Source organism: Streptococcus pseudopneumoniae, assembly GCF_001072665.1.
GTDB classification, from domain to species: domain Bacteria; phylum Bacillota; class Bacilli; order Lactobacillales; family Streptococcaceae; genus Streptococcus; species Streptococcus pseudopneumoniae_S.
Genome location: NZ_JVJI01000037.1, coordinates 1 through 25828 on the forward strand (window position 1 = coordinate 1; position 25828 = coordinate 25828).

The following is a 25828-nucleotide window of genomic DNA, read 5'->3' on the forward strand; positions in this document are numbered from 1 at the left end:
GACGAAGTCAGCTCAAAATACTGTTTTGAGGTTGCAGATAGAACTGACGAAGTCAGCTCAAAACACCGTTTTGAGGTTGCAGATAGAACTGACGAAGTCAGTAACATATACCTACGGCAAGGCGACGTTGACGTGGTTTGAAGAGATTTTCGAAGAGTATTAGAAAATGCCGATAAGGGTCTGCATACCAAGACTAGTCATGATGATGGCGATCCAGCAAAGTGCTCCAAGGAGAATGGATTTGCCGCTAGATTTGACCAATCCAATGAGATTGGTTTTGAGACCGATAGCACTCATAGCCATGACGATAAGGAATTTGGAGAGTTGTTTGAGAGGAGTAAAGAAGCTACTAGACATACCGAGAGAGGTCAGGAGAGTGGTTAGGAGAGATGCAAGGATAAAGTACAGGATAAAAAGTGGGATGACTTTTTTCAGTTGCAAGCCTTGCTTATTTTTTTGCTGGCGGCTTTGCCAGTAGGAGAGAAAGAGCGTAATAGGAATGATTGCTAAGGTGCGCGTGAGTTTGACAATGGTTGCGGATTCGAGGGTATTGGTCTGGTAGAGACTGTCCCAAGCGCTAGCTGTGGCGGTTACAGAGGAAGTATCATTGACCGCAGTCCCTGCAAAGAGGGCAAATCCTTCATTAGACAAGTGAAGCCAAGTTCCCAGGGTTGGAAAGATGAACGCAGCCAAGACATTGAAGAAAAAGATAACAGAGATGGCTTGGGCTACTTCTTTTTCCTTAGCATGGATAACAGGCGCTGTCGCAGCAATGGCAGAACCACCACAGATGGAAGAACCTACTCCAATCAAGGTGGCGAGTTTTGTGTCCAGTGCAAAGAAGCGCTGGAAGAGGTAGGCAACAATCAAGGCTATTGAGATGGTGGACAGGATGACAGGGAGTGAAGATTGTCCAACTGCGAAGACTTGCGAGATATTGAGACCAAAACCAAGCAAGATAACGGCATACTGGAGCAATTTCTTGGAACTAAAGGTCAATCCAGCATCCATTTGTTTATAAGGCGAGAGAAAGGGATGGAGAAGCATACCTATGAAAATTGCAAAGACAGGCGCGCCAATCACAGGGAAGAATCCTCCTAAATACCAAGATACGATTGAAATGAGAAGGCAGGCCAAGATGCCTGCTCCATTTTTTGATAGAAATGACATAAAAGCCTCCAAATAGAATCTGTTACCATTATAGACCTGTAAACAGGAAAAGTAAAATAGAAAGTGGAAAGCTATTCTATCATGTATTTTTGCGGTCGGGGGGCTTTTGTAGTATAATAGAGATACGTTTTGAAAGTAGGAGGTATCTATGGACTTAACTAAGCGCTTTAATAAACAGTTAGATAAGATTCAAGTTTCGTTGATTCGTCAGTTTGACCAGGCTATTTCGAAGATTCCTGGGGTCTTGCGTTTGACCTTGGGGGAACCTGATTTTACAACGCCAGATCATGTCAAGGAGGCGGCCAAGCGAGCGATTGATCAGAACCAATCCTACTATACAGGGATGAGTGGCCTGCTGACTCTACGTCAGGCAGCCAGTGACTTTGTTAAGGAAAAGTACCAACTGGACTATGCTCCTGAAAATGAAATCTTGGTTACAATTGGGGCGACAGAGGCTTTATCTGCTACTTTGACAGCTATTTTGGAAGAGGGAGACAAGGTGCTCTTGCCAGCTCCTGCTTATCCGGGTTATGAGCCAATTGTCAATCTAGTTGGGGCAGAGATTGTCGAGATTGACACAACTGAAAATGGGTTTGTCTTGACTCCTGAGATGTTGGAGAAGGCCATTTTGGAGCAAGGTGACAAGCTCAAGGCGGTTATTCTCAACTATCCAGCTAATCCGACAGGAATTACCTATAGTCGGGAACAATTGGAGGCCTTGGCAACTGTTTTACGCAAGTACGAAATTTTCGTTGTCTGTGATGAGGTTTACTCAGAATTGACCTATACAGGGGAAGTCCATGTATCTCTGGGAACTATGTTGAGAGATCAGGCTATTATTATCAATGGTCTATCTAAATCACATGCCATGACAGGTTGGCGTTTGGGTCTGATTTTTGCTCCTGCAACCTTTACAGCTCAGTTGATTAAGAGTCACCAGTACTTGGTTACTGCCGCAAATACCATGGCTCAACATGCTGCGGTGGAAGCCTTGACAGCTGGTAGAAACGATGCGGAACCTATGAAGAAGGAATACATCCAGCGTCGGGACTATATTATCGAGAAAATGACTGCTCTTGGTTTTGAGATTATCAAACCAGACGGTGCCTTTTATATCTTTGCTAAGATTCCAGCGGGCTACAATCAAGATTCTTTTGCTTTTCTGAAGGATTTTGCTCAGAAGAAGGCTGTTGCCTTTATCCCTGGTGCGGCCTTTGGGCGTTATGGAGAAGGTTATGTTCGCCTGTCTTATGCGGCTAGCATGGAGACTATAAAAGAAGCCATGAAACGACTTGAGGAGTATATGAGAGAAGCATGATTCAGTCTATCACGAGTCAAGGCTTGGTGCTCTACAATCGTAACTTTCGTGAGGATGATAAGCTAGTCAAGATTTTTACCGAGCAGGCTGGCAAGTGCATGTTTTTCGTTAAACATGCTGGCCAGTCTAAACTGGCGCCTGTTATTCAGCCCTTGGTGCTGGCTCGATTTCTCTTGCGAATCAATGATGATGGGCTCAGTTACATTGAGGACTATCATGAGGTGATGACTTTTCCCAAGATTAATAGTGACCTCTTTGTCATGGCCTATGCGACCTATGTGGCAGCTCTTGCAGATGCTAGTCTGCAGGACAATCAGCAGGATGCTCCCTTGTTTGCTTTTTTGCAAAAGACTTTGGAGTTGATGGAAGCAGGCTTGGATTATCAGGTTTTGACTAATATTTTTGAAATTCAAATCTTGACCAGATTTGGAATCAGCCTCAATTTTAATGAGTGTGTCTTTTGTCATCGGATCGGTCAGGCTTTTGACTTTTCTTTCAAATATGGAGCCTGCCTCTGCCCAGAGCATTATCATGAGGATGAGAGACGTTGCCATCTCAATCCCAATATCCCTTATTTGCTCAATCAGTTTCAAGCCATTGATTTTGAGACTTTGGAGACCATTTCGCTTAAGCCTGAAATCAAGCAAGAGCTACGCCAATTTATGGATCAACTATACGAAGAGTACGTTGGGATTCACCTAAAATCAAAGAAATTTATTGATTCCCTATCCGACTGGGGACAATTACTAAAAGAGGAAAATAAATGAAAAAAATCGCAGTAGATGCCATGGGGGGCGATTACGCACCTCAAGCCATCGTTGAGGGTGTCAATCAAGCCCTAGCTGACTTTTCAGATATCGAGGTTCAACTCTACGGAGATGAAGCTAAAATCAAGCAATATCTGAAAGCCACAGAGCGCGTCAGCATTATCCATACGGATGAGAAGATTGATTCAGACGATGAACCTACGAGAGCTATTCGGAAGAAGAAAAATGCCAGTATGGTCTTGGCGGCCAAGGCTGTCAAAGAGGGTGAAGCAGATGCTGTTCTTTCCGCAGGAAATACAGGTGCTTTACTAGCAGCAGGATTTTTCATCGTGGGTCGTATCAAGAATATCGACCGACCAGGGCTTATGTCAACCTTGCCGACTATTGATGGGAAAGGTTTTGACATGCTAGACCTCGGTGCCAATGCGGAAAATACAGCCCAGCACCTCCATCAATACGCGGTTCTAGGTTCTTTCTATGCTAAAAATGTCCGTGGAATTGCGCAACCACGCGTTGGCTTGCTCAACAATGGAACAGAGAGTAGTAAGGGCGACCCGCTTCGTAAGGAAACTTATGAATTACTAGCAGCTGATGAAAGTTTGAACTTTATTGGAAACGTGGAAGCGCGTGATTTGATGAATGGAGTTGCGGATGTTGTCGTGGCAGATGGTTTCACGGGAAACGCTGTGCTCAAATCCATTGAAGGGACAGCTATGGGAATCATGGGCTTGCTCAAGACCGCTATTACAAGTGGTGGTCTCCGAGCGAAACTAGGCGCACTTCTTCTCAAGGATAGCCTCAGAGGTTTGAAAAAACAGCTCAACTACTCAGATGTTGGTGGAGCAGTCTTGTTTGGTGTTAAGGCACCAGTTGTCAAGACTCATGGCTCAAGCGATGCCAAGGCTGTTTATAGTACGATTCGCCAGATTCGTACCATGCTAGAAACAGACGTAGTTGCCCAGACTGCGCGTGAATTTTCAGGAGAATAAAAGAGATGACAGAAAAAGAAATTTTTGACCGTATTGTGACCATTATCCAAGAGCGACAGGGAGAGGACTTTGTCGTGACAGAATCCTTGAGTCTGAAAGACGATTTGGATGCGGACTCAGTTGACTTGATGGAGTTTATCTTGACACTGGAAGATGAATTTAATATCGAAATCAGCGATGAGGAAATTGACCAACTCCAAAGTGTAGGAGATGTGGTAGAAGTCGTCAAAAGTAAAGAATAGCAAGATAAGAAGAGTTGCATGTTGCTAAGAATGTAGATAAATATCCTATTTGACAATTATCTACATTTTAGTCTTTATAAACATATATTTTAGGTAGGACGTTTGTTCTACCTATTTTTTTATCCGAAAAGTGCAGTTGGGAGGGAGATAGGCGCATTTGGGAAGGAAGTCCAGTTTTTGTTTAGTGATTAGGGTAAGATAGTTGTTATCAGATGAGTTTATACTCTTCGAAAATCAAATTCAAACCACGTCAACGTCGCCTTACCGTAGGTATGGTTACTGACTTCGTCAGTTCTATCTGCAACCTCAAAACAGTGTTTTGAGCTGACTTCGTCAGTCTTATCTACAACCTCAAAACAGTGTTTTGAGCAGCCTGTGGCTAGTTTCCTAGTTTGCTCTTTGATTTTCATTGAGTATTAGGAAAAGGAGATGAATATGAAATTTGGGAAACGTCACTATCGTCCGCAGGTGGATCAGATGGACTGCGGTGTAGCTTCATTAGCCATGGTTTTTGACTACTATGGTAGCTATTATTCCTTGGCTCACTTGCGAGAATTGGCCAAGACAACCATGGATGGGACGACGGCTTTGGGCTTGGTCAAGGTGGCAGAGGAGATTGGCTTTGAGACGCGAGCGATCAAGGCAGATATGACGCTGTTTGCCTTGCCAGATTTGACCTTTCCTTTTGTTGCACATGTGCTTAAGGAAGGAAAATTGTTCCACTACTATGTGGTGACTGGGCAGGACAAGGACAGCATTCATATTGCCGATCCGGATCCTGGGGTGAAATTGACCAAACTGTCACGTGAGCGTTTTGCGGAAGAATGGACAGGAGTGACTCTTTTTATGGCACCTAGTCCAGACTACAAGCCTCATAAGGATCAAAAGAATGGTCTGCTCTCTTTTATCCCTATATTAGTGAAGCAGCGTGGCTTGATTGCTAATATCGTTTTGGCAACACTCTTGGTAACCTTGATTAACATTGTGGGTTCTTATTATCTGCAGTCTATCATTGATACCTATGTGCCAGATCAGATGCGTTCGACGCTTGGGATTATTTCTATTGGGCTGGTTATCGTCTATATTCTCCAGCAAATCTTGTCTTACGCTCAGGAGTATCTCTTACTTGTTTTGGGGCAACGCTTGTCTATTGATGTGATTTTGTCCTATATCAAGCATGTTTTTCACCTGCCTATGTCCTTTTTTGCGACACGTCGTACAGGGGAAATCGTGTCTCGTTTCACGGATGCTAACAGTATCATTGATGCGCTGGCTTCGACCATTCTTTCGATTTTCCTAGATGTATCAACGGTTGTCATTATTTCTCTTGTTTTATTTTCACAAAATACCAATCTCTTTTTCATGACTTTATTGGCGCTCCCTATCTACACAGTGATTATCTTTGCCTTTATGAAGCCGTTTGAAAAGATGAATCGGGATACCATGGAAGCCAATGCGGTTCTGTCTTCTTCTATCATTGAGGACATCAATGGTATTGAAACTATCAAGTCCTTGACCAGTGAAAGTCAGCGTTACCAAAAGATTGACAAGGAATTTGTGGATTATCTGAAAAAATCCTTTACCTATAGTCGAGCAGAGAGTCAGCAAAAGGCTCTGAAAAAGGTTGCCCATCTCTTGCTCAATGTCGGCATTCTCTGGATGGGGGCTGTTCTAGTTATGGATGGCAAGATGAGTTTGGGGCAGTTGATTACCTATAATACCTTGCTGGTTTACTTTACTAATCCTTTGGAAAATATCATCAACCTGCAAACTAAGCTTCAGACAGCGCAGGTTGCCAATAACCGTCTAAATGAGGTTTATCTGGTAGCTTCGGAGTTTGAGGAGAAGAAAACGGTTGAGGATTTGAGCTTGATGAAGGGAGATATGACCTTCAAGCAGGTTCATTACAAGTATGGCTATGGTCGAGATGTCTTGTCAGATATCAATTTGACTATTCCCCAAGGCTCTAAGGTGGCTTTTGTGGGGATTTCGGGGTCAGGTAAGACGACCTTAGCTAAGATGATGGTTAATTTTTACGACCCAAGTCAAGGAGAGATTAGTCTGGGTGGTGTCAATCTCAATCAGATTGATAAAAAAGCCCTGCGCCAGTATATCAACTATCTGCCTCAACAGCCCTATGTCTTTAACGGAACGATTTTGGAGAATCTTCTCCTTGGAGCCAAGGAGGGGACGACACAGGAAGATATCTTACGGGCGGTCGAATTGGCAGAGATTCGGGAGGATATCGAGCGTATGCCCCTGAATTACCAGACAGAATTGACTTCGGATGGGGCAGGAATTTCAGGTGGTCAACGTCAGAGAATCGCTCTGGCGCGTGCTCTCTTGACAGATGCGCCTGTCTTGATTTTGGATGAGGCGACCAGCAGTTTGGATATTTTGACAGAGAAGCGAATTGTAGATAATCTCATGGCTTTAGATAAGACCTTGATTTTCATCGCCCACCGCTTGAGCATTGCTGAGCGGACAGAGAAAGTTGTTGTCTTGGATCAGGGCAAGATTGTCGAAGAAGGAAAGCATGCTGATTTGCTTGCACAGGGTGGCTTTTACGCCCATTTGGTCAATAGCTAGAAAGAGGAGAGGATGAAACCAGAATTTTTAGAAAGTGCGGAGTTTTATAATCGTCGTTACCATAATTTTTCCAGTCGGGTGATTGTACCCATGTCGCTTTTGCTCGTGTTTTTGCTTGGCTTTGCAACTTTGGCAGAGAAGGAGATGAGTTTGTCTACTAGAGCTACTATCGAGCCTAGTCGTATCCTTGCAAATATCCAGTCAACTAGCAACAATCGCATTCTTGTCAATCATTTGGAAGAAAATAAGCTGGTTAAAAAGGGAGAACTGTTGGTTCAATATCAAGAAGGGGCAGAGGGTGTCCAAGCGGAGGCCTATGCTAGTCAGTTGGACATGCTTAAGGATCAAAAAAAGCAATTGGAGTATTTGCAAAAAAGTCTGCAAGAAGGGGAGAACCACTTTCCAGAGGAGGATAAATTTGGCTACCAAGCCACCTTTCGCGACTACATCAGTCAAGCAAGCAGTCTTAGGGCTAGTACATCGCAACAAAATGAGACCATCGCGTCCCAGAATGCAGCAGCTAGTCAAACCCAAGCTGAAATCGGCAACCTCATCAGCCAAACAGAGGCTAAAATTCGCGATTACCAGACAGCTAAGTCAGCTATTGAAACAGGTACTTCCTTGGCCAGTCAGAATCTAGCCTACTCTCTCTACCAGTCTTACAAGTCTCAGGGTGAGGAAAATCCGCAAACTAAGGCTCAGGCTGTTGCGCAGGTTGAAGCTCAGCTTTCTCAGTTAGAATCCAGTCTCGCTACTTACCGCGTCCAGTATGCAGGTTCAGGTACCCAGCAAGCCTATGTGTCAGGCTTAAGCAGTCAATTGGAATCCCTCAAATCACAACACTTGGCTAAGGTTGGTCAGGAATTGACCCTTCTAGATCAGAAAATCTTGGAGGTGGAGTCAGGTAAGAAAGTACAGGGAAGTCTTCTAGACAAGGGGAAAATTACGGCCAGTGAGGATGGGGTGCTTCACATTAATCCTGAGACCAGTGATTCTAGCATGGTAGCAGAAGGTGCCCTACTAGCCCAACTCTATCCGTCCTTGGAAAAAGAAGGGAAAGCCAAACTTACAGCTTATCTAAGTTCAAAGGATGTAGCAAGAGTCAAGATTGGGGACTCTGTTCGTTATACGACGACTCATGATACCAAGAATCAAATTTTCCTAGATTCGATTATTACAAGTATTGATGCGACAGCTACTAAGACTGAAAAAGGGAATTTCTTTAAAATCGAGGCGGAGACTGATCTAACTTCTGAGCAGGCAGAAAAACTTCGGTACGGGGTGGAAGGTCGTCTGCAGATGATTACAGGTAAGAAAAGTTACCTGCGCTATTATTTGGATCAATTTTTGAACAAAGAGTAATGTTCGTGTTTTTAGAGTTAAATGATTTTAAAACTGTGAGAAAGATGCTTCTTGCAGTTTTTTCTTTACGTTTTTTGAGATTATTGTTCTATTTATTCGGTTAAATTCTTGTAATTTTAGGTTTTTTATGGTAGAATGTGCTCAAGTAATACGAAAGGCGAACTTTAAAATGTCAAAACAATTGATCTATTCGGGAAAAGCTAAAGATATCTATACAACTGAGGATGAAAATCTTATTATTTCAACTTACAAGGACCAGGCGACTGCTTTCAATGGTGTTAAGAAGGAGCAGATTGCGGGCAAGGGAGTGTTGAATAATCAGATTTCATCTTTTATTTTTGAGAAATTAAATGCGGCTGGTGTGGAGACTCACTTTGTGGAGAAAATTTCAGACACGGAACAACTCAATAAAAAGGTGGAAATCATTCCTTTGGAAGTCGTGCTACGCAACTACACGGCTGGTTCCTTTTCAAAACGTTTTGGCGTAGACGAAGGAATCGCCTTGGAGACTCCGATTGTTGAATTTTACTACAAAAATGATGATTTGGATGATCCATTCATCAATGATGAGCATGTGAAATTCCTACAGATTGCGGATGACCAGCAGATTGCCTACTTGAAGGAAGAAACCCGTCGTATCAATGAACTTTTGAAAGTCTGGTTTGCTGAGATTGGGCTTAAGTTGATTGACTTTAAGCTAGAGTTCGGTTTTGACAAGGATGGCAAGATTATCTTAGCAGATGAATTTTCACCGGATAACTGTCGCTTGTGGGATGCGGATGGCAACCACATGGATAAGGATGTTTTCCGTAGGGGACTAGGTGAGTTAACCGATGTTTATGAAGTTGTTTGGGAGAAGCTGCAAGATTTGAAATAATCTGTTTGCAACGGAAAACCTTCGTCTCTCAACTAAAAGGACTCAGGCTGAAAAGGTCCCCCAGACCTTTTCACTCCGTAGGGGATTAGGAGAGCTAACAGACGTTTACGAGATTGTCTGGGAAAAGTTGCAGGAATTGAAATAACAACCTCAAGGCTGTTTGGGAACATTGTAAGAGCTGAAATAAAGGAATAAGAATTGATGGATAAACGTATTTTTGTTGAAAAAAAGGCTGATTTTCAGGTCAAATCAGAGAGTTTGGTTAGAGAACTCCAGCATAACTTGGGACTTTCAAGCTTGAAAAGTATTCGTATTGTGCAAGTGTATGATGTCTTTGATTTGGCAGAGGGTTTGTTTGCACCTGCAGAGAAACACATCTTCTCTGAGCAGGTGACAGACCATGTCTTGGACGAAGTGGCTGTACAGGCGGTTCTTGCTAACTATGCTTTCTTTGCCATTGAAAGCCTGCCAGGGCAGTTTGACCAGCGTGCGGCTTCTTCACAGGAAGCCTTGCTTTTACTAGGAAGTTCGAGTGATGTAACGGTTAATACAGCCCAACTTTACTTGGTGAATAAAGATATTGATGCGACTGAGTTGGAAGCGGTCAAGAACTACTTGCTCAATCCAGTTGATTCTCGTTTCAAGGACATCACGACAGGGATTGCCAAGCAGGAATTTTCAGAGTCAGACAAGACCATTCCTAAATTGACTTTCTTTGAAAGCTATACAGCAGAAGATTTTGCCCGCTACAAGGCCGAGCAAGGGATGGCTATGGAAGTGGATGATTTGCTCTTTATCCAAGACTACTTCAAGTCAATCGGGCGCGTGCCGACGGAAACAGAACTCAAGGTTTTGGACACTTACTGGTCTGATCACTGCCGTCACACGACGTTTGAGACTGAGTTGAAACACATCGACTTTTCAGCTTCTAAATTCCAAAAACAATTACAGGCAACCTACGACAAGTATATTGCCATGCGCGAGGAGTTGGGGCGTTCTGAAAAACCTCAAACCTTGATGGATATGGCGACTATTTTCGGTCGTTATGAGCGTGCCAATGGACGTTTGGATGATATGGAAGTGTCTGACGAAATCAATGCTTGCTCAGTAGAAATCGAAGTGGATGTTGATGGTGTGAAAGAGCCATGGCTCCTCATGTTCAAAAATGAAACCCACAACCACCCGACAGAAATTGAGCCATTTGGTGGTGCTGCTACCTGTATTGGTGGAGCCATTCGTGACCCATTATCAGGTCGTTCTTATGTTTACCAAGCCATGCGTATCTCAGGTGCTGGAGATATTACCGCACCGATTTCAGAAACTCGCGCTGGGAAATTGCCACAACAAGTCATTTCTAAAACAGCGGCCCATGGTTATTCTTCATACGGTAACCAGATTGGACTTGCAACGACCTACGTTCGTGAATATTTCCACCCAGGCTTTGTAGCTAAACGCATGGAGCTTGGTGCGGTTGTCGGAGCGGCTCCTAAGGGCAATGTTGTCCGTGAAAAACCGGAAGCGGGTGATGTCATTATCCTCCTTGGAGGTAAGACCGGACGTGATGGTGTCGGTGGTGCGACGGGTTCTTCTAAGGTTCAAACGGTTGAGTCTGTGGAAACTGCTGGAGCTGAGGTCCAAAAAGGGAATGCCATCGAAGAACGTAAGATTCAGCGCCTCTTCCGTAATGGCAATGTCACTCGTCTTATCAAGAAATCCAACGACTTTGGTGCTGGTGGTGTCTGTGTGGCCATCGGTGAATTGGCAGACGGTCTTGAAATTGATCTCAACAAGGTGCCTCTTAAATACCAAGGCTTGAATGGTACCGAAATTGCCATCTCTGAATCTCAAGAACGGATGGCTGTGGTGGTTTGTCCTGAGGACTTAGATGCCTTCGTTGCTGAATGTAACAAAGAGAATATTGATGCTGTTGTGGTGGCGACAGTGACTGAAAAACCAAATCTTGTCATGCACTGGAATGGTGAAACCATTGTCGACTTGGAGCGTCGTTTCCTTGATACCAATGGTGTGCGCGTAGTCGTTGATGCAAAGGTGGTGGACAAGGATGTCAAGCTTCCAGAAGAACGTCAAACATCTGCTGACACACTTGAAGCAGATACCCTTACGGTTCTATCTGACCTCAACCATGCGAGTCAAAAAGGATTACAGACTATCTTTGACTGCTCTGTTGGACGCTCAACGGTTAATCACCCACTTGGTGGTCGTTACCAACTCACACCAACTGAGGCATCTGTGCAGAAATTACCAGTTCAACACGGTGTGACTCATACTGCGTCAGTCATGGCTCAAGGTTTCAACCCTTATCTAGCTGAATGGTCTCCATACCACGGTGCTGCCTATGCGGTGATCGAAGCAACTGCTCGTTTGGTTGCTGCTGGTGCCAACTGGTCTAAGGCTCGTTTCTCTTACCAAGAGTATTTCGAGCGAATGGATAAACAAGCTGAACGTTTTGGTCAGCCAGTAGCAGCTCTTCTAGGCTCTATTGAAGCTCAGATTCAGCTTGGCTTGCCATCTATCGGTGGTAAGGACTCCATGTCTGGTACCTTTGAAGAATTGACAGTACCGCCAACCTTGGTCGCTTTTGGGGTAACGACAGCGGATAGCCGTAATGTGCTCTCTCCAGAATTTAAAGCTGTTGGGGAAAATATCTACTACATTCCAGGTCAAGCCCTCTCTGCAGAAATTGATTTTGACTTAATTAAGTCAAATTTTGCTCAGTTTGAAGACATCCAAGCGGGCTACAAAGTGACATCTGCATCAGCTGTCAAATATGGTGGTGTGGTTGAAAGTTTGGCTCTTGCTACCTTTGGAAATCATATTGGTGCAGAGGTGACCTTGCCTGAACTTGAAACGGCTTTGACAGCTCAATTAGGTGGATTTGTCTTTACCTCTCCTGAAGAAATCGCTGGAGTGGAGAAAATCGGACAAACAAAAGCAGACTTTACACTAACTGTCAACGATGTGAAGCTAGATGGACACAAACTTGACAGTGCTTTCCAAGGCAAATTGGAAGAAGTTTACCCAACAGAATTTGCACAAGCCAAAGAACTAGCAGAAGTTCCAGCTGTCGCTACTAACACAGTCATCCAAGCTAAAGAAAAAGTTGAAAAACCGGTGGTCTATATCCCAGTCTTCCCAGGAACCAACTCAGAATATGACTCAGCTAAGGCCTTTGAAAAAGAAGGTGCAGAGGTTAACTTGGTACCATTCGTGACCTTGCATGAAGAAGCCATTGTCAAGTCGGTTGAAACCATGGTTGACAACATCAGCAAGGCTAACATTCTCTTTTTTGCAGGTGGATTCTCAGCTGCGGACGAGCCAGATGGTTCAGCCAAGTTCATTGTCAATATTCTGCTCAATGAAAAAGTGCGTGTGGCTATTGATAGATTTATCGCCCGTGGTGGCTTAATTATCGGTATCTGTAATGGATTCCAGGCCTTGGTCAAATCAGGCCTTCTTCCATACGGGAACTTTGAAGAAGCCACTAGTACTAGCCCAACCCTCTTCTACAATGATGCCAACCAACACGTGGCTAAGATGGTGGAAACTCGAATTGCCAATACCAACTCGCCATGGTTGGCTGGAGTAGAAGTGGGCGATATCCACGCTATTCCTGTTTCGCACGGTGAAGGGAAGTTTGTCGTGACGGTTGAGGAATTTGCAGAGCTCCGTGACAATGGCCAAATCTTTAGCCAATATGTGGACTTCGAAGGTAAACCAAGTATGGATTCTAAGTACAATCCAAATGGTTCTGTCCATGCTATCGAAGGAATTACCAGCAAGAATGGTCAAATCATCGGTAAGATGGGACATTCAGAACGTTATGAAGATGGTCTTTTCCAAAACATCCCAGGAAATAAAGACCAGCACCTGTTCGCGTCAGCGGTTAAATACTTTATTGGAAAGTAAGACTTGCAGATTTTCTAATAGATAGTATCAGTAATGTAAAAGTCATGTAGATTTAGCTCTTGGTGCTACACAAATAAAAATTAGGTATATAAAATGACATACGAAGTAAAATCTCTTAATGAAGAATGTGGTGTTTTCGGTATCTGGGGACATCCAGATGCTGCTAAATTGACCTATTTTGGTCTCCATAGTCTTCAGCACCGTGGTCAGGAGGGGGCAGGAATTCTCTCCAACGATCAGGGACAATTGAAGCGCCATCGTGACATGGGACTTTTATCAGAAGTCTTCAGAAATCCTGCTAATTTGGATAAATTGACGGGAACTGGTGCGATTGGGCATGTGCGTTACGCGACTGCTGGCGAAGCTTCTGTAGATAACATTCAGCCCTTCCTCTTCCGTTTTCACGATATGCAGTTTGGATTGGCTCATAATGGAAATCTGACCAATGCAGCCTCTCTCAAGAAAGAACTGGAACAAAGAGGAGCGATTTTCAGTGCGACTTCGGACTCGGAAATCTTGGCTCATCTCATTCGTCGGAGTCATAATCCGAACTTAATGGGAAAAATCAAGGAAGCGCTCAGCCTTGTCAAAGGTGGCTTTGCTTATATCTTGCTATTTGAAGATAAGTTGATTGCGGCTCTTGACCCAAATGGTTTCCGTCCGCTTTCTATCGGGAAAATGGCCAACGGAGCAGTAGTCGTTTCCTCTGAAACCTGTGCTTTTGAGGTTATTGGTGCAGAGTGGATTCGTGATTTGAAGCCAGGTGAGATTGTGATCATTGATGACAAGGGCATCCAGTATGATAGCTATACGGATGATACTCAGCTCGCGATTTGTTCTATGGAGTATATCTATTTTGCCCGCCCTGATTCTAATATCCACGGTGTCAATGTCCATACGGCTCGCAAACGTATGGGTGCCCAATTGGCGCGTGAATTCAAGCACGAGGCGGATATCGTGGTCGGTGTGCCCAATTCTTCACTCAGCGCAGCCATGGGCTTTGCGGAAGAATCCGGTTTGCCAAATGAAATGGGTCTGATCAAAAACCAATACACCCAACGTACCTTTATCCAACCGACTCAAGAATTGCGGGAGCAAGGGGTGCGGATGAAACTCTCTGCTGTTTCAGGCGTTGTAAAAGGCAAGCGTGTGGTTATGATTGATGACTCTATTGTACGTGGAACAACCTCTCGTCGTATCGTTCAGCTCTTGAAAGAAGCGGGTGCAACTGAGGTTCACGTTGCTATTGGTAGTCCAGCGCTAGCTTATCCATGCTTCTACGGGATTGATATCCAGACCCGTCAGGAGCTAATTGCGGCCAATCATACGGTCGAAGAAACTCGTCAAATCATTGGAGCGGACAGTCTGACATACCTTTCTGTTGAAGGTTTGATTGAGTCGATTAGGATTGAAACAGATGCGCCAAATGGCGGTCTCTGTGTCGCTTACTTTGACGGTGACTACCCAACACCTCTCTATGACTATGAAGAAGATTATCGTAGAAGTTTGGAAGAAAAGACCAGTTTTTACAAATAGATGACAGATTTTCCATTAAAAAAAAGTAACAAATAGATGACAAATAAGAATGCTTATGCCCCACGTCTCACTACTGACTAAAAGCTAAAGCATTTGTCAGTAGACGCTTTCTCCTATGGGACCAAAGCTAGAGACCTGACTAGTATTTTTAGATAAAATAATTGTTTATCTAAAAATACGTCGCAATCTTCTCAAAGAAAAGGAATAAATAAATGACAAAAAATGCTTACGCTCAATCTGGTGTGGATGTTGAAGCGGGTTATGAAGTTGTTGAACGAATCAAAAAGCACGTGGCTCGTACGGAGCGCGCAGGTGTTATGGGAGCTCTTGGTGGTTTCGGTGGTATGTTTGACCTTTCAAAAACAGGTGTCAAAGAACCTGTCTTGATTTCAGGGACTGATGGTGTCGGAACCAAGCTCATGCTGGCTATTAAGTACGACAAGCACGATACCATCGGTCAGGACTGTGTAGCCATGTGTGTCAATGATATCATCGCTGCGGGTGCGGAGCCCCTCTATTTCCTTGACTACGTAGCGACAGGGAAGAATGAACCAGCTAAGCTAGAACAAGTGGTTGCTGGTGTGGCAGAAGGTTGTGTGCAGGCAGGAGCTGCCCTCATCGGTGGAGAAACTGCTGAAATGCCTGGTATGTATGGCGCAGATGACTACGATCTGGCTGGTTTTGCAGTTGGTGTGGCTGAAAAATCTCAAATCATAGACGGTTCAAAAGTAGCTGAAGGTGATGTGATTCTTGGACTTGCTTCAAGTGGTATTCACTCAAATGGTTACTCACTCGTTCGTCGTGTCTTTGCGGACTATACAGGTGAGGAAGTCTTACCAGAATTGGAGGGCAAGAAACTCAAAGAAGTTCTTCTTGAGCCGACTCGTATCTATGTCAAGGCTGTCTTGCCGCTCATCAAAGAAGAGTTGGTCAACGGTATTGCCCACATCACAGGTGGCGGCTTCATCGAAAATGTCCCTCGCATGTTTGCAGCTGACTTGGCTGCTGAGATTGAAGAAGACAAGGTTCCAGTGCTTCCAATTTTCAAAGCCCTTGAAAAATACGGTCAGATCAAACATGAAGAAATGTTTGAAATCTTCAATATGGGTGTGGGACTCATGTTGGCAGTTAGCCCTGAAAATGTAGGCCGTGTCAAGGAATTGTTGGATGAACCAGTCTATGAAATTGGTCGCATCTTCAAGAAAGAAAACGAAAGTGTCATCATCAAATGAAAAAAATAGCGGTTTTTGCCTCTGGTAATGGCTCAAATTTTCAGGTGATAGCGGAACAATTTCCAGTAGAGTTTGTCTTTTCAGACCATCGTGACGCCTATGTGCTCGAACGTGCAGACAAGCTCGGCGTTCTGTCCTATGCTTTTGAACTCAAGGAGTTTGACAACAAGGCAGACTACGAAGCAGCCCTTGTCGAACTCTTGGAAGAGCACCAGATTGACTGGGTTTGTCTAGCAGGCTACATGAAAATTGTTGGGCCTACTTTACTGGCAGCTTATGAAGGCAGAATTATCAACATTCATCCAGCCTACTTGCCAGAATTTCCAGGAGCTCATGGGATTGAGGATGCTTGGAATGCTGGCGTCTCTGAGAGTGGTGTGACCATTCACTGGGTGGACTCTGGAGTGGATACAGGAAAGGTCATCAAACAAGTCCGTGTACCACGGCTAGCTGATGATACCATTGACAGTTTTGAAGCTAGGATTCATGAGGCAGAGTACAAGTTGTATCCAGAGGTCATTAGAGAATTGTTGGGTAAGTAAATGAAAAAATGGTTGGAAACACTTGCCTTGATTACCTTGGCAATCATTCTACGTTTGCTGGTAAATTTTTTCTTCCCAGAGATTCCTTATTGGGGGAGATTTTTACTGACAGTAATTTTGGGAGTCTTGGTAATCGTCTCCCTATACTTTATGAATCGAAAAATTCGTAGGTAGAGAGTTTGAAAATGAAAGGAAAAAACATGACTAAACGCGCCTTAATCAGTGTCTCAGATAAAGCGGGCATTGTTGAATTTGCCCAAGAGCTCAAAAAACTTAGTTGGGAGATTATCTCGACAGGTGGTACCAAGGTTGCCCTTGATACTGCTGGGATAGAAACCATTGCCATTGATGATGTGACTGGTTTTCCAGAAATGATGGATGGTCGTGTTAAGACCCTTCATCCAAATATACACGGTGGGCTCCTTGCTCGTCGTGACTTGAATAGTCACCTGGAAGCGGCCAAAGACAATCAGATTGAGCTTATCGATCTTGTTGTAGTTAACCTTTACCCATTCAAGGAGACTATTCTCAAACCAGATGTGACTTACGCTGACGCGGTTGAAAACATCGACATTGGTGGCCCATCAATGCTTCGTTCAGCAGCGAAGAACCACGCTAGCGTAACAGTTGTAGTAGACCCTGTTGACTATGCTGTGGTTCTTGACGAATTGGCAGCAAATGGTGAAACGACTTACGAAACCCGTCAACGTTTGGCAGCCAAGGTTTTCCGTCACACAGCGGCTTATGATGCCTTGATTGCAGAGTATTTTACAGCTCAGGTCGGCGAGATCAAGCCTGAAAAGTTGACCTTGACTTATGACCTTAAACAAGCTATGCGTTACGGTGAGAACCCTCAACAAGACGCGGACTTCTACCAAAAAGCTTTGCCGACAGACTACTCAATTGCATCAGCCAAACAGCTCAACGGTAAAGAATTGTCATTCAACAATATTCGTGATGCTGATGCTGCTATCCGTATCATCCGTGACTTCAAAGACCGTCCAACCGTTGTGGCTCTCAAACACATGAACCCATGTGGAATCGGTCAAGCTGACGACATCGAAACTGCTTGGGACTATGCTTATGAGTCTGACCCAGTCTCAATTTTCGGTGGTATTGTCGTTCTCAACCGTGAGGTGGATGCTGCGACTGCTGAGAAGATGCATGGTGTTTTCCTTGAAATCATCATCGCACCAAGCTATACGGATGAAGCGCTAGCCATTTTGACCAACAAAAAGAAAAACTTGCGCATCCTTGCCTTGCCATTTGACGCTCAAGATGCTAGTGAAGTGGAAGCAGAGTACACAGGTGTTGTCGGTGGACTTCTTGTGCAAAACCAAGATGTGGTTAAGGAAAGCCCTGCTGACTGGCAAGTGGTGACCAAACGCCAACCAACTGAGACAGAAGCGACAGCACTTGAGTTTGCTTGGAAAGCTATCAAGTATGTGAAATCAAACGGGATCATCGTAACCAACGACCATATGACACTTGGTGTTGGTCCAGGTCAAACCAACCGTGTGGCCTCTGTCCGTATCGCCATTGCCCAAGCTAAAGACCGTCTGGACGGCGCTGTGCTTGCTTCTGATGCCTTCTTCCCATTTGCGGATAACGTGGAAGAAATCGCCAAAGCAGGCATTAAAGCTATTATTCAACCTGGAGGATCAGTCCGTGACCAAGAATCTATCGAAGCGGCTGACAAATACGGCTTGACCATGATCTTCACAGGCGTGAGACATTTTAGACATTAAGAACGTTAAAGGGAAGAAAACAGTTTCTTTCCTTTTTTGCGTAAAAATGCGGAGTGAAACAAGATTAAAACGAACGTTTGTGATATAATATTAGTAAATAATTCGCAAAAGAGGTTGTAAGATGAAGCTGTTAGTTGTCGGTTCGGGTGGTCGTGAACATGCGATTGCTAAGAAGTTGCTTGAGTCAAAAGAGGTAGAAAAGGTTTTTGTTGCTCCTGGGAATGATGGTATGACTCTGGATGGTTTGGAATTGGTAAATATCTCTATTTCCGAACATTCTGAATTGATTGAGTTTGTAAAAGCCAACGATATTGCTTGGACCTTTATCGGGCCAGATGACGCCCTTGCGGCTGGTATCGTGGATGATTTCCATGCAGCTGGTCTCAAAGCCTTTGGTCCGACAAGATTGGCAGCTGAGCTGGAGTGGTCCAAGGATTTTGCCAAGGAAATCATGGTCAAATACGGCGTTCCGACAGCAGCCTATAGCACATTCTCAGATTTCGAGGAAGCCAAGGTCTATATCGAAAAGCATGGGGCACCTATCGTGGTCAAGGCGGATGGTTTGGCACTTGGGAAAGGTGTCGTTGTTGCTGAGACAGTCGAGCAAGCAGTCGAAGCAGCTCACGAGATGCTTTTGGACAATAAATTTGGTGACTCAGGTGCGCGTGTGGTTATCGAGGAATTTCTCGAAGGAGAGGAATTTTCACTATTTGCCTTTGTCAATGGTGATAAGTTCTACATCATGCCAACGGCTCAGGACCACAAACGTGCCTATGATGGCGACAAGGGCCCTAACACAGGTGGCATGGGTGCCTATGCGCCAGTTCCACACTTACCACAGAGTGTGGTTGATACAGCGGTTGACACGATTGTCAAGCCAGTCCTTGAGGGCATGATTCAAGAAGGTCGTCCTTATCTGGGTATCCTTTACGCAGGGCTTATCCTGATAGCAGAAGGTCCTAAAGTCATCGAGTTCAATGCTCGCTTTGGAGATCCTGAAACACAGATTATCTTGCCTCGTTTGACATCTGACTTTGCGCAAAATATTACTGATATTTTGGAAGGTAAAGAACCAGCCATCACTTGGACGGACAAGGGTGTGACTCTGGGTGTGGTTGTCGCATCAAACAGTTACCCGCTAGAATATGAAAAGGGTGTTGAATTGCCAACCAAGACAGAAGGCGACATCATCACCTACTATGCAGGTGCGAAATTCGCTGAAAATGAGCAAGACCTTCTTTCAAACGGCGGACGTGTCTATATGCTCGTCACCACAGCAGACACCGTCAAAGAAGCCCAAAACACCATCTACAGCGAACTTAACAAACAAAAAACAGAAGGACTTTTCTACCGAACTGATATCGGAAGCAAGGCTATAAAAGATTAACAGTTACTAAATTTGTCATGGCGAGCGAAAGCGAACCAAAGTAAGATAATGGTCGCCGTGGTGAAAAGACCAGAACAGTATCTGTTCTGGTCTAGGGAAACTTTGAGACCCTAGGCTCAAAGTTTAGGAATGAAACCGAAGGTTTGCTTCCGTCCCCACCACCTAAGACCATTATCAAAAAAGAAGAAAAAAGGAAAAATTATGACTAAACCAATTATTTCCATCATCATGGGCTCAAAATCTGACTGGGCAACCATGCAAAAAACAGCAGAAGTCCTAGACCGCTTTGGTGTAGCCTATGAAAAGAAGGTTGTCTCTGCCCACCGCACACCTGACCTCATGTTCAAACATGCCGAGGAAGCACGGAGTCGCGGTATCAAGGTAATTATTGCAGGTGCTGGAGGCGCAGCTCACTTGCCAGGTATGGTAGCTGCCAAAACAACCCTTCCTGTCATCGGTGTGCCGGTCAAGTCGCGCGCCCTTAGTGGTGTGGACTCCCTCTACTCTATCGTACAGATGCCAGGTGGAGTGCCTGTCGCAACTATGGCTATCGGTGAAGCTGGTGCGACCAACGCTGCCCTCTTCGCCCTCCGTCTTCTTTCAGTAGAGGATCAGGCTATCGCGACAGCATTGGCAGATTTCGCAGAAGAACAAGGAAAAATCGCAGAGGAGTCTACAAATGAGCTCATCTAAAACAATTGGAATTATCGGTGGCGGTCAGCTGGGTCAAATGATGGCTATTTCTGCTATCTACATGGGCCACAAGGTTATCGCGCTGGATCCTGCGGCGGATTGCCCGGCCTCTCGTGTGGCGGAAATCATAGTGGCTCCTTATAACGATGTGGACGCTTTGCGTCAGTTGGCTGAGCGATGCGATGTTCTGACCTATGAGTTTGAAAATGTCGATGCCGACGGTTTGGATGCTGTCATCAAGGATGGACAACTCCCTCAAGGGACAGACCTGCTCCGTATTTCTCAAAATCGCATTTTTGAAAAGGACTTTCTCTCAAACAAGGCTCAAGTCACTGTGGCACCTTACAAGGTTGTGACCTCAAGCCAAGATTTGGCAAATATGGACCTATCGAAAAACTATGTCCTCAAGACTGCGACTGGTGGATACGATGGCCATGGACAAAAGGTCATTCGCTCAGCAGAAGATTTGGCAGAAACCTATGCGCTAGCTGACTCAGCAGACTGCGTTTTGGAAGAATTTGTCAACTTTGATCTTGAAATTTCTGTTATCGTTTCTGGGAATGGCAAGGATGTGACGGTTTTCCCAGTTCAGGAAAATATCCACCGTAACAACATCCTGTCAAAAACCATCGTGCCAGCTCGCATTTCAGAAAGTCTAGCTGAAAAAGCCAAAGCCATGGCTGTGCGAATTGCTGAACAACTTAACTTATCTGGAACGCTTTGCGTGGAAATGTTTGCGACTGCCGATGACATCATTGTCAACGAAATCGCGCCACGTCCACATAATTCAGGTCACTATTCAATCGAAGCCTGTGATTTCTCACAGTTTGATACTCATATTTTAGGTGTTCTGGGAGCACCACTTCCCGAAATTCACCTTCATGCTCCAGCAGTCATGCTCAACGTTCTCGGTCAACACGTTGAGGCTGCTGAAAAATATGTCACAGAAAATCCAAGCACTCACCTCCACATGTATGGTAAAATAGAAGCGAAGCACAACCGCAAGATGGGGCATATGACTTTGTTTAGTGATGAGCCGGATGAGGTTGTAGGATTTTGGGAGAGAATCGTATGGAATACTATGAATTTAAAGAAGATATAATAGATCAAAATTTCAATTTTTATTTTGATACTAGCGCTTTACTCTCTTTGTATCGAAAACAAAAAGAATTAGTTGAGTATTTTGATGAGAATATTCGAAATGTTAACAATGATATCCGAATTCCTTCGACTGTACAAAAAGAATATAATAGAAATGTATCAAGTGCTAAAATTCATTTAAAAAATGAATTGATTAAAAATACAAAAGAATTTCAGAAAAATATTTTTGACAAGGTAAATCAGAGTTTAACCCAAATTTCTGATCTTCTTTCAAATAGTGATTCAACTGATTTAGGTACATTTGTGAAGTTGCAGGATGATTCGCTCGCAAAGTTATCAATACTTAATGATTTTATCAAAAAACTAGAAATATCTGAAAACGTGGAAAAAATAGATAAAGTTTCAGAACTTATGGATAATTTTCTAATGTTATCAGACAACTTACTTCCGGCAATATCGATGGTGGAGCAAATAAAATTGATGAACGAGGGTTATACTAGGGCTAAACATCATTTTCCTCCGGGTTATATGGATATGAAGGATAAATATCATGGTTTAAAAAAAGAAGCTTTAAAAAAGAGTCAGGGGCAAAAGAAGCCGGAAGAACTTATAAGATATCTGGGCGATTACTTTATTTGGGCAGAGATAATAAAAGATATTTTGAATAAAGAAAAGAATGCACTGTTTATTACCTCGGATTTAAAAGAAGATTGGTGGGAGATACCGAAAAAAGATTATGATTTGGTATCGTATGAAGCTAGAAAGGAATTGGTTCAAGAATTCAATGAATTAACTGGCAAGAGGATAAGATTCATTCCATTTGATTTATTTGTTAGCTTTCTAGAGAGTTATAACAACCAAGAATCTTTGTACAATTATTTGTTCCAAAATATAGCTGAAATAGAGTCAGTCGTTTCAGATCAGGTTTTGGAATTTGTTAGAAAAAATAAGAAATTGATTATTTCAGATGATGATATAATTTGGGATTCAGATATAACAAAGGGATATGTTCCATATGCCCCTAAGATAGATGTTACAGATGAAGAAATAGTCTCGGTGGAAATTAACTCTTTTGATGAGGACGACAATGGAGGCTTCTCTGTAGAACTTATTGTTAGTGTTAATGTATATGGATATTTTGATGTTTCTTCTGGACTGGAGGGTGAAACTTATAATTATGTAGAAGGTGATTTCACTAAAGAGGATATTCTTATTCATGTAACAATTAACTTTTCTTCGAAGCAAGTGACTGATTTAAAAAATATTATGATAAATTCTGACTTGGACGATTTCGATAGAATAGTTAAGGAAGCAGAAGTAAGGGAAATAGATTTAATTGATAGTGGTATTATTGACCTAGATTATGATGACCCCTTATTAGATTACTATCAATGGGAATGGGATAGAGATGAGGAGCGGTTTGCAAAATGGTAAATTTATAAAAAGCAAAGATTGTCTAACAAATTGAACAATTATTACGAAGCAAATCATTGTCAATTCTTTTGTTGAGGAAGAGAAGATTAAAGTAGTCTTAGAGGTTTTATGTTCAAGTGTAGACTATGAAAGGGTATAAGCTAAATATGATGAACTAGTAGTTCAGAGTCCAAAAAACTATTCAGTTATTTAAAATGTACCTTTAGATATGAGATATGGATTTGAATACACTAGATTACTATCCATCTGTATTTATTGGAAAAGAAGAATTTTAGTGGGGGCGATATGGTAAATTTTAATATCCTAGAATATGAACAAATGATTGGTGATTTAATTCACGATACTTTTTATGTAGGACTGACAAAAAGAGGGAAAATAAAAGGGATTAGGCAATTCTCAGAAGTTATAGTTAGAAAAATATTAAATATTGGAAGTGATACTCATTTTACATTAGGGAAAGCTGAGCATATGGAACAATTTAAGAAACTTTCCGACGATAGGAAAGTGTATTTAAAAACCTCAATTGAGAAGATACGCCCATTGGGAAATGATGGAACACATACTCAACATACAGAGGAGTTTTCTGATTCTGAGCTGAATCAAGTAAAAGATGGCTTATTTGATTTATATGCTTATCTGTTCATTGATTACTTTTTGAAGTATCCTATGAATTTATTATCTCCCACTCAGGTTATGCGTGAATTTTCGCTGTTGCCCCCAATTATAAGATATAAAACTTTAAAGTATTTGTATGATAGTGAAGCTAATCTACAAATTGCAAATAGATATTGTTTGTCAATTATTAAAACTTTTAATAAATTGACTGCTTTGAATTGGTTACAGAATGAGAAAAGTAAACTTCTCCAACTATATTATCCTAATCAGGAGGAAGCTGAGGAATACTATGTTAAAAGAGGAACTCCTGTCTCTGTAACCCAATTTACAGTGAGCCTTCAATTGTGGAAGTTCGATAATGTTTATGATCTATTACTTGACAAAATTAGTGATAGTAGAACAGATAAAAATGAATCGGGCAAACTATATTCTAATTTCGAACAAGCAAAAAAATATTATGAAAATAATAACGTTCTTAATTCAAGTAATATAGAAGAAGCTAAACAGTATTATAAGGCTGTGAAAAATAAATTCTCTAACGATATTGAAAAAGTTAAAAACTACTATAGATTAAATAATTTATATTTTCCTGAAAACGATGAGCGTACTTTTGATGAATTCAGAGATTTTGGAGAATTAATGGAATTCGTATTTATGGGAAGGAGTAAAAATAACTAGGGAATAGTTAGCTCATTTATTGGAATAGTTCGATGAATACAAATTTCGATACCTGAATATTCGAAAATTATTTAGAAATCTATAATATATCTATGGATGCGGATTTAAATACACTCGATTATTATCCATCTGTGTGGATTGGGAAAGAGAAGTTTGAGGATTAGGGAAAGACTACAATTATATGGTTCGTTGTCTTATCTGCACAAGGTTGACTAGTCTTGTCGCAGGTGAAAAATCGGTAAGATAAGCCAGACAATTATCGCTAGAAAGGAATTAATTTTTAAATGGAAGTAAGAGAGTTTAAAAAATGGTTAATAGATAACAATCTTGATAATGATGAGCTATATCAGGAATCTTTAAAATGTTATCAAGTTGAAGCCTATAAAGCCGCATATATTTTTTCTTATCTTGCGAACCATAAATACATAGCGAAATTGGCGATTGACTATAATGGTATTCCAACGAATTTTATGTCTAAATGTTCTGATGAAAATAAAAGGGTTGTTGATTGGCAAAAATGTATAGATTCTCTAAAAGATGAAGATATGTGGGAAAAACTGTCAATGATAATTTGATTAAAGCTAAGGAAGAGGATAATATCTTCAAACTTCCATCCAAAATAAAAGAAAAATATGCTCATATGAGAGTGCTTCGCAATAATGCTGCTCATGCAAAAGATAGGAAAATATCAGAATCAACAGTCATAGAACTGTGGAATGAGATTGAATATACTCTTCCTTATTTTGAAATTAATGGGACTGTTGAAGCTTGGTTAGATGAACTGGATAAAAAGATAAAATATTTGGATAGCGAGTCCCCCTGTATTGAGGATTTACTTACTAAATTTAATAATTATTCGATTGAAAATAAAACGATAATTGTTAAAAGAGTAATCGAAAAGTATCTTGTTCATTCTGACTGGAATGCAGATTGTCCCAATGTTGTTACTGTTTTCTTATCCGATATTTTTCAAGATAAGAAAAGAGAAAAGCAAATTAGTAATGGTTTATCCTCAAAAGAAGAAATTTATTTATTTATCTGTACAGGTACATATGGATTTCAACATGAAATAATTGATCTTTTTACTGATTTTGATATGTTGAAGGAAATTGATCATTTCAGATATTTTTGCGAAGAGTTTTCTAACAATTTTTGGAAATTTATAGATAAAATTTATGACAAAGTAAATCATGATAAGTTATTATCTACAGTAATTTATCTTTTGAAACAAAATAAATCAGAATTGTTAGACTCTGATTTTAGAGAAAGTAAATTTTTATCTACTAATGATTTGTTTTTTGAAAAAGCACTAGAAAATATTAGTCATTTGTATTACTATACAACGAATTATACATGGCCAAAGCATCACCCAACTCCTACATTTGACTATTCAAAGTTTCACTATTATATGGACTATATAGTATATATAGCTTATAGAATATCAAAGGATCCTAACTTAAGAAAAAAAAATGAAGTAAATGATTTTATTAAACGTTTTAACAAATTGATGACAGATGACTATAGTGGAGATGGTTGGGATAATGAACGGCAAATGCAAAAACAAGTAAAAGAAATTAATGGAAAATATACTATAGTTGATTAAACATACTAATTCAGTTTA

At 42.0% G+C, this 25828-nt stretch carries 21 protein-coding genes and 1 pseudogene; 21 read left to right on the plus strand and 1 reads right to left on the minus strand.

The window, feature by feature from the left end; genetic code table 11:
- Positions 1-159: 159 nt before the first annotated feature.
- The gene (locus ADH52_RS02615) at positions 160-1170 is read right to left on the minus strand and encodes a YeiH family protein (protein ID WP_049509930.1); all 1011 of its coding nucleotides are present in this window, start codon (positions 1168-1170) and stop codon (positions 160-162) included.
- A gap of 148 nt (positions 1171-1318) precedes the next feature.
- Between ADH52_RS02615 and ADH52_RS02620 the strand changes: the two genes are divergently transcribed.
- The 21 genes and pseudogenes from ADH52_RS02620 (at position 1319) to ADH52_RS02720 (ending at position 25810) form a co-directional block, all read left to right on the plus strand.
- Positions 1319-2488, plus strand: coding sequence for a pyridoxal phosphate-dependent aminotransferase (locus ADH52_RS02620; RefSeq protein WP_049509932.1), 1170 nt, complete (start codon positions 1319-1321; stop codon positions 2486-2488).
- Positions 2485-3255: a DNA repair protein RecO gene (gene recO, locus ADH52_RS02625; protein ID WP_049509935.1), complete on the plus strand. Its 771-nt coding sequence runs from the start codon at positions 2485-2487 to the stop codon at positions 3253-3255. Before ADH52_RS02620 ends, recO begins: the two co-directional genes overlap by 4 nt.
- Positions 3252-4244 carry a phosphate acyltransferase PlsX gene (gene plsX, locus ADH52_RS02630; RefSeq protein ID WP_049487898.1) on the plus strand — a complete coding sequence of 331 codons (993 nt, stop codon included), beginning with the start codon at positions 3252-3254 and terminating at the stop codon, positions 4242-4244. The genes recO and plsX overlap by 4 nt, the downstream gene beginning before the upstream one ends.
- Before the next feature lie 5 nt (positions 4245-4249).
- The gene (locus ADH52_RS02635) at positions 4250-4486 is read left to right on the plus strand and encodes an acyl carrier protein (RefSeq protein ID WP_000136444.1); all 237 of its coding nucleotides are present in this window, start codon (positions 4250-4252) and stop codon (positions 4484-4486) included.
- A 435-nt stretch (positions 4487-4921) separates the two neighbouring features.
- On the plus strand, positions 4922-7075 hold the full coding sequence (comA, locus tag ADH52_RS02645) for a peptide cleavage/export ABC transporter ComA (RefSeq protein ID WP_049509940.1): 2154 nt from the start codon (positions 4922-4924) through the stop codon (positions 7073-7075).
- Positions 7076-7087: 12 nt separating this feature from the next.
- Positions 7088-8437: a competence pheromone export protein ComB gene (comB, locus tag ADH52_RS02650; RefSeq protein WP_049486700.1), complete on the plus strand. Its 1350-nt coding sequence runs from the start codon at positions 7088-7090 to the stop codon at positions 8435-8437.
- A 169-nt stretch (positions 8438-8606) separates the two neighbouring features.
- Positions 8607-9314 carry a phosphoribosylaminoimidazolesuccinocarboxamide synthase gene (purC, locus tag ADH52_RS02655; protein ID WP_049486701.1) on the plus strand — a complete coding sequence of 236 codons (708 nt, stop codon included), beginning with the start codon at positions 8607-8609 and terminating at the stop codon, positions 9312-9314.
- A gap of 1 nt (position 9315) precedes the next feature.
- Positions 9316-9459, plus strand: a complete 144-nt coding sequence (locus ADH52_RS11795; RefSeq protein ID WP_079211609.1) for a phosphoribosylaminoimidazolesuccinocarboxamide synthase — start codon at positions 9316-9318, stop codon at positions 9457-9459.
- Between the two features lie 56 nt (positions 9460-9515).
- Complete coding sequence (locus ADH52_RS02660; protein ID WP_049486702.1) at positions 9516-13241, plus strand: phosphoribosylformylglycinamidine synthase; 3726 nt, start codon at positions 9516-9518, stop codon at positions 13239-13241.
- A gap of 93 nt (positions 13242-13334) precedes the next feature.
- Positions 13335-14777 (plus strand): amidophosphoribosyltransferase, encoded by a 1443-nt coding sequence (gene purF / locus ADH52_RS02665; protein WP_049486703.1) that lies wholly within the window; start codon positions 13335-13337, stop codon positions 14775-14777.
- A gap of 212 nt (positions 14778-14989) precedes the next feature.
- Positions 14990-16009, plus strand: coding sequence for a phosphoribosylformylglycinamidine cyclo-ligase (gene purM / locus ADH52_RS02670; RefSeq protein ID WP_049486704.1), 1020 nt, complete (start codon positions 14990-14992; stop codon positions 16007-16009).
- Positions 16006-16551, plus strand: a complete 546-nt coding sequence (purN, locus tag ADH52_RS02675) for a phosphoribosylglycinamide formyltransferase (protein ID WP_049509943.1) — start codon at positions 16006-16008, stop codon at positions 16549-16551. Before purM ends, purN begins: the two co-directional genes overlap by 4 nt.
- Before the next feature lie 200 nt (positions 16552-16751).
- Positions 16752-18299, plus strand: coding sequence for a bifunctional phosphoribosylaminoimidazolecarboxamide formyltransferase/IMP cyclohydrolase (gene purH / locus ADH52_RS02680; RefSeq protein WP_049509972.1), 1548 nt, complete (start codon positions 16752-16754; stop codon positions 18297-18299).
- Positions 18300-18420: 121 nt separating this feature from the next.
- Positions 18421-19686, plus strand: coding sequence for a phosphoribosylamine--glycine ligase (gene purD, locus ADH52_RS02685; RefSeq protein ID WP_049509945.1), 1266 nt, complete (start codon positions 18421-18423; stop codon positions 19684-19686).
- A gap of 201 nt (positions 19687-19887) precedes the next feature.
- Positions 19888-20379, plus strand: a complete 492-nt coding sequence (gene purE, locus ADH52_RS02690) for a 5-(carboxyamino)imidazole ribonucleotide mutase (RefSeq protein WP_049509947.1) — start codon at positions 19888-19890, stop codon at positions 20377-20379.
- Positions 20366-21481, plus strand: a complete 1116-nt coding sequence (purK, locus tag ADH52_RS02695) for a 5-(carboxyamino)imidazole ribonucleotide synthase (RefSeq protein WP_049509949.1) — start codon at positions 20366-20368, stop codon at positions 21479-21481. Before purE ends, purK begins: the two co-directional genes overlap by 14 nt.
- A complete protein-coding gene (locus ADH52_RS02700; RefSeq protein ID WP_049509951.1) occupies positions 21451-22914 on the plus strand; it encodes a PIN-like domain-containing protein in 1464 nt (487 codons plus the stop codon). The genes purK and ADH52_RS02700 overlap by 31 nt, the downstream gene beginning before the upstream one ends.
- Before the next feature lie 40 nt (positions 22915-22954).
- A pseudogene (locus tag ADH52_RS11430) lies at positions 22955-23189 on the plus strand (phosphoribosylaminoimidazole carboxylase).
- Between the two features lie 10 nt (positions 23190-23199).
- Positions 23200-24207 carry a hypothetical protein gene (locus ADH52_RS02710; RefSeq protein ID WP_049509953.1) on the plus strand — a complete coding sequence of 336 codons (1008 nt, stop codon included), beginning with the start codon at positions 23200-23202 and terminating at the stop codon, positions 24205-24207.
- 284 nt (positions 24208-24491) lie between these two features.
- Positions 24492-24782: a hypothetical protein gene (locus ADH52_RS11635; protein WP_239668898.1), complete on the plus strand. Its 291-nt coding sequence runs from the start codon at positions 24492-24494 to the stop codon at positions 24780-24782.
- Positions 24755-25810, plus strand: a complete 1056-nt coding sequence (locus tag ADH52_RS02720) for a hypothetical protein (RefSeq protein ID WP_239668897.1) — start codon at positions 24755-24757, stop codon at positions 25808-25810. Before ADH52_RS11635 ends, ADH52_RS02720 begins: the two co-directional genes overlap by 28 nt.
- Positions 25811-25828 lie beyond the last annotated feature (18 nt).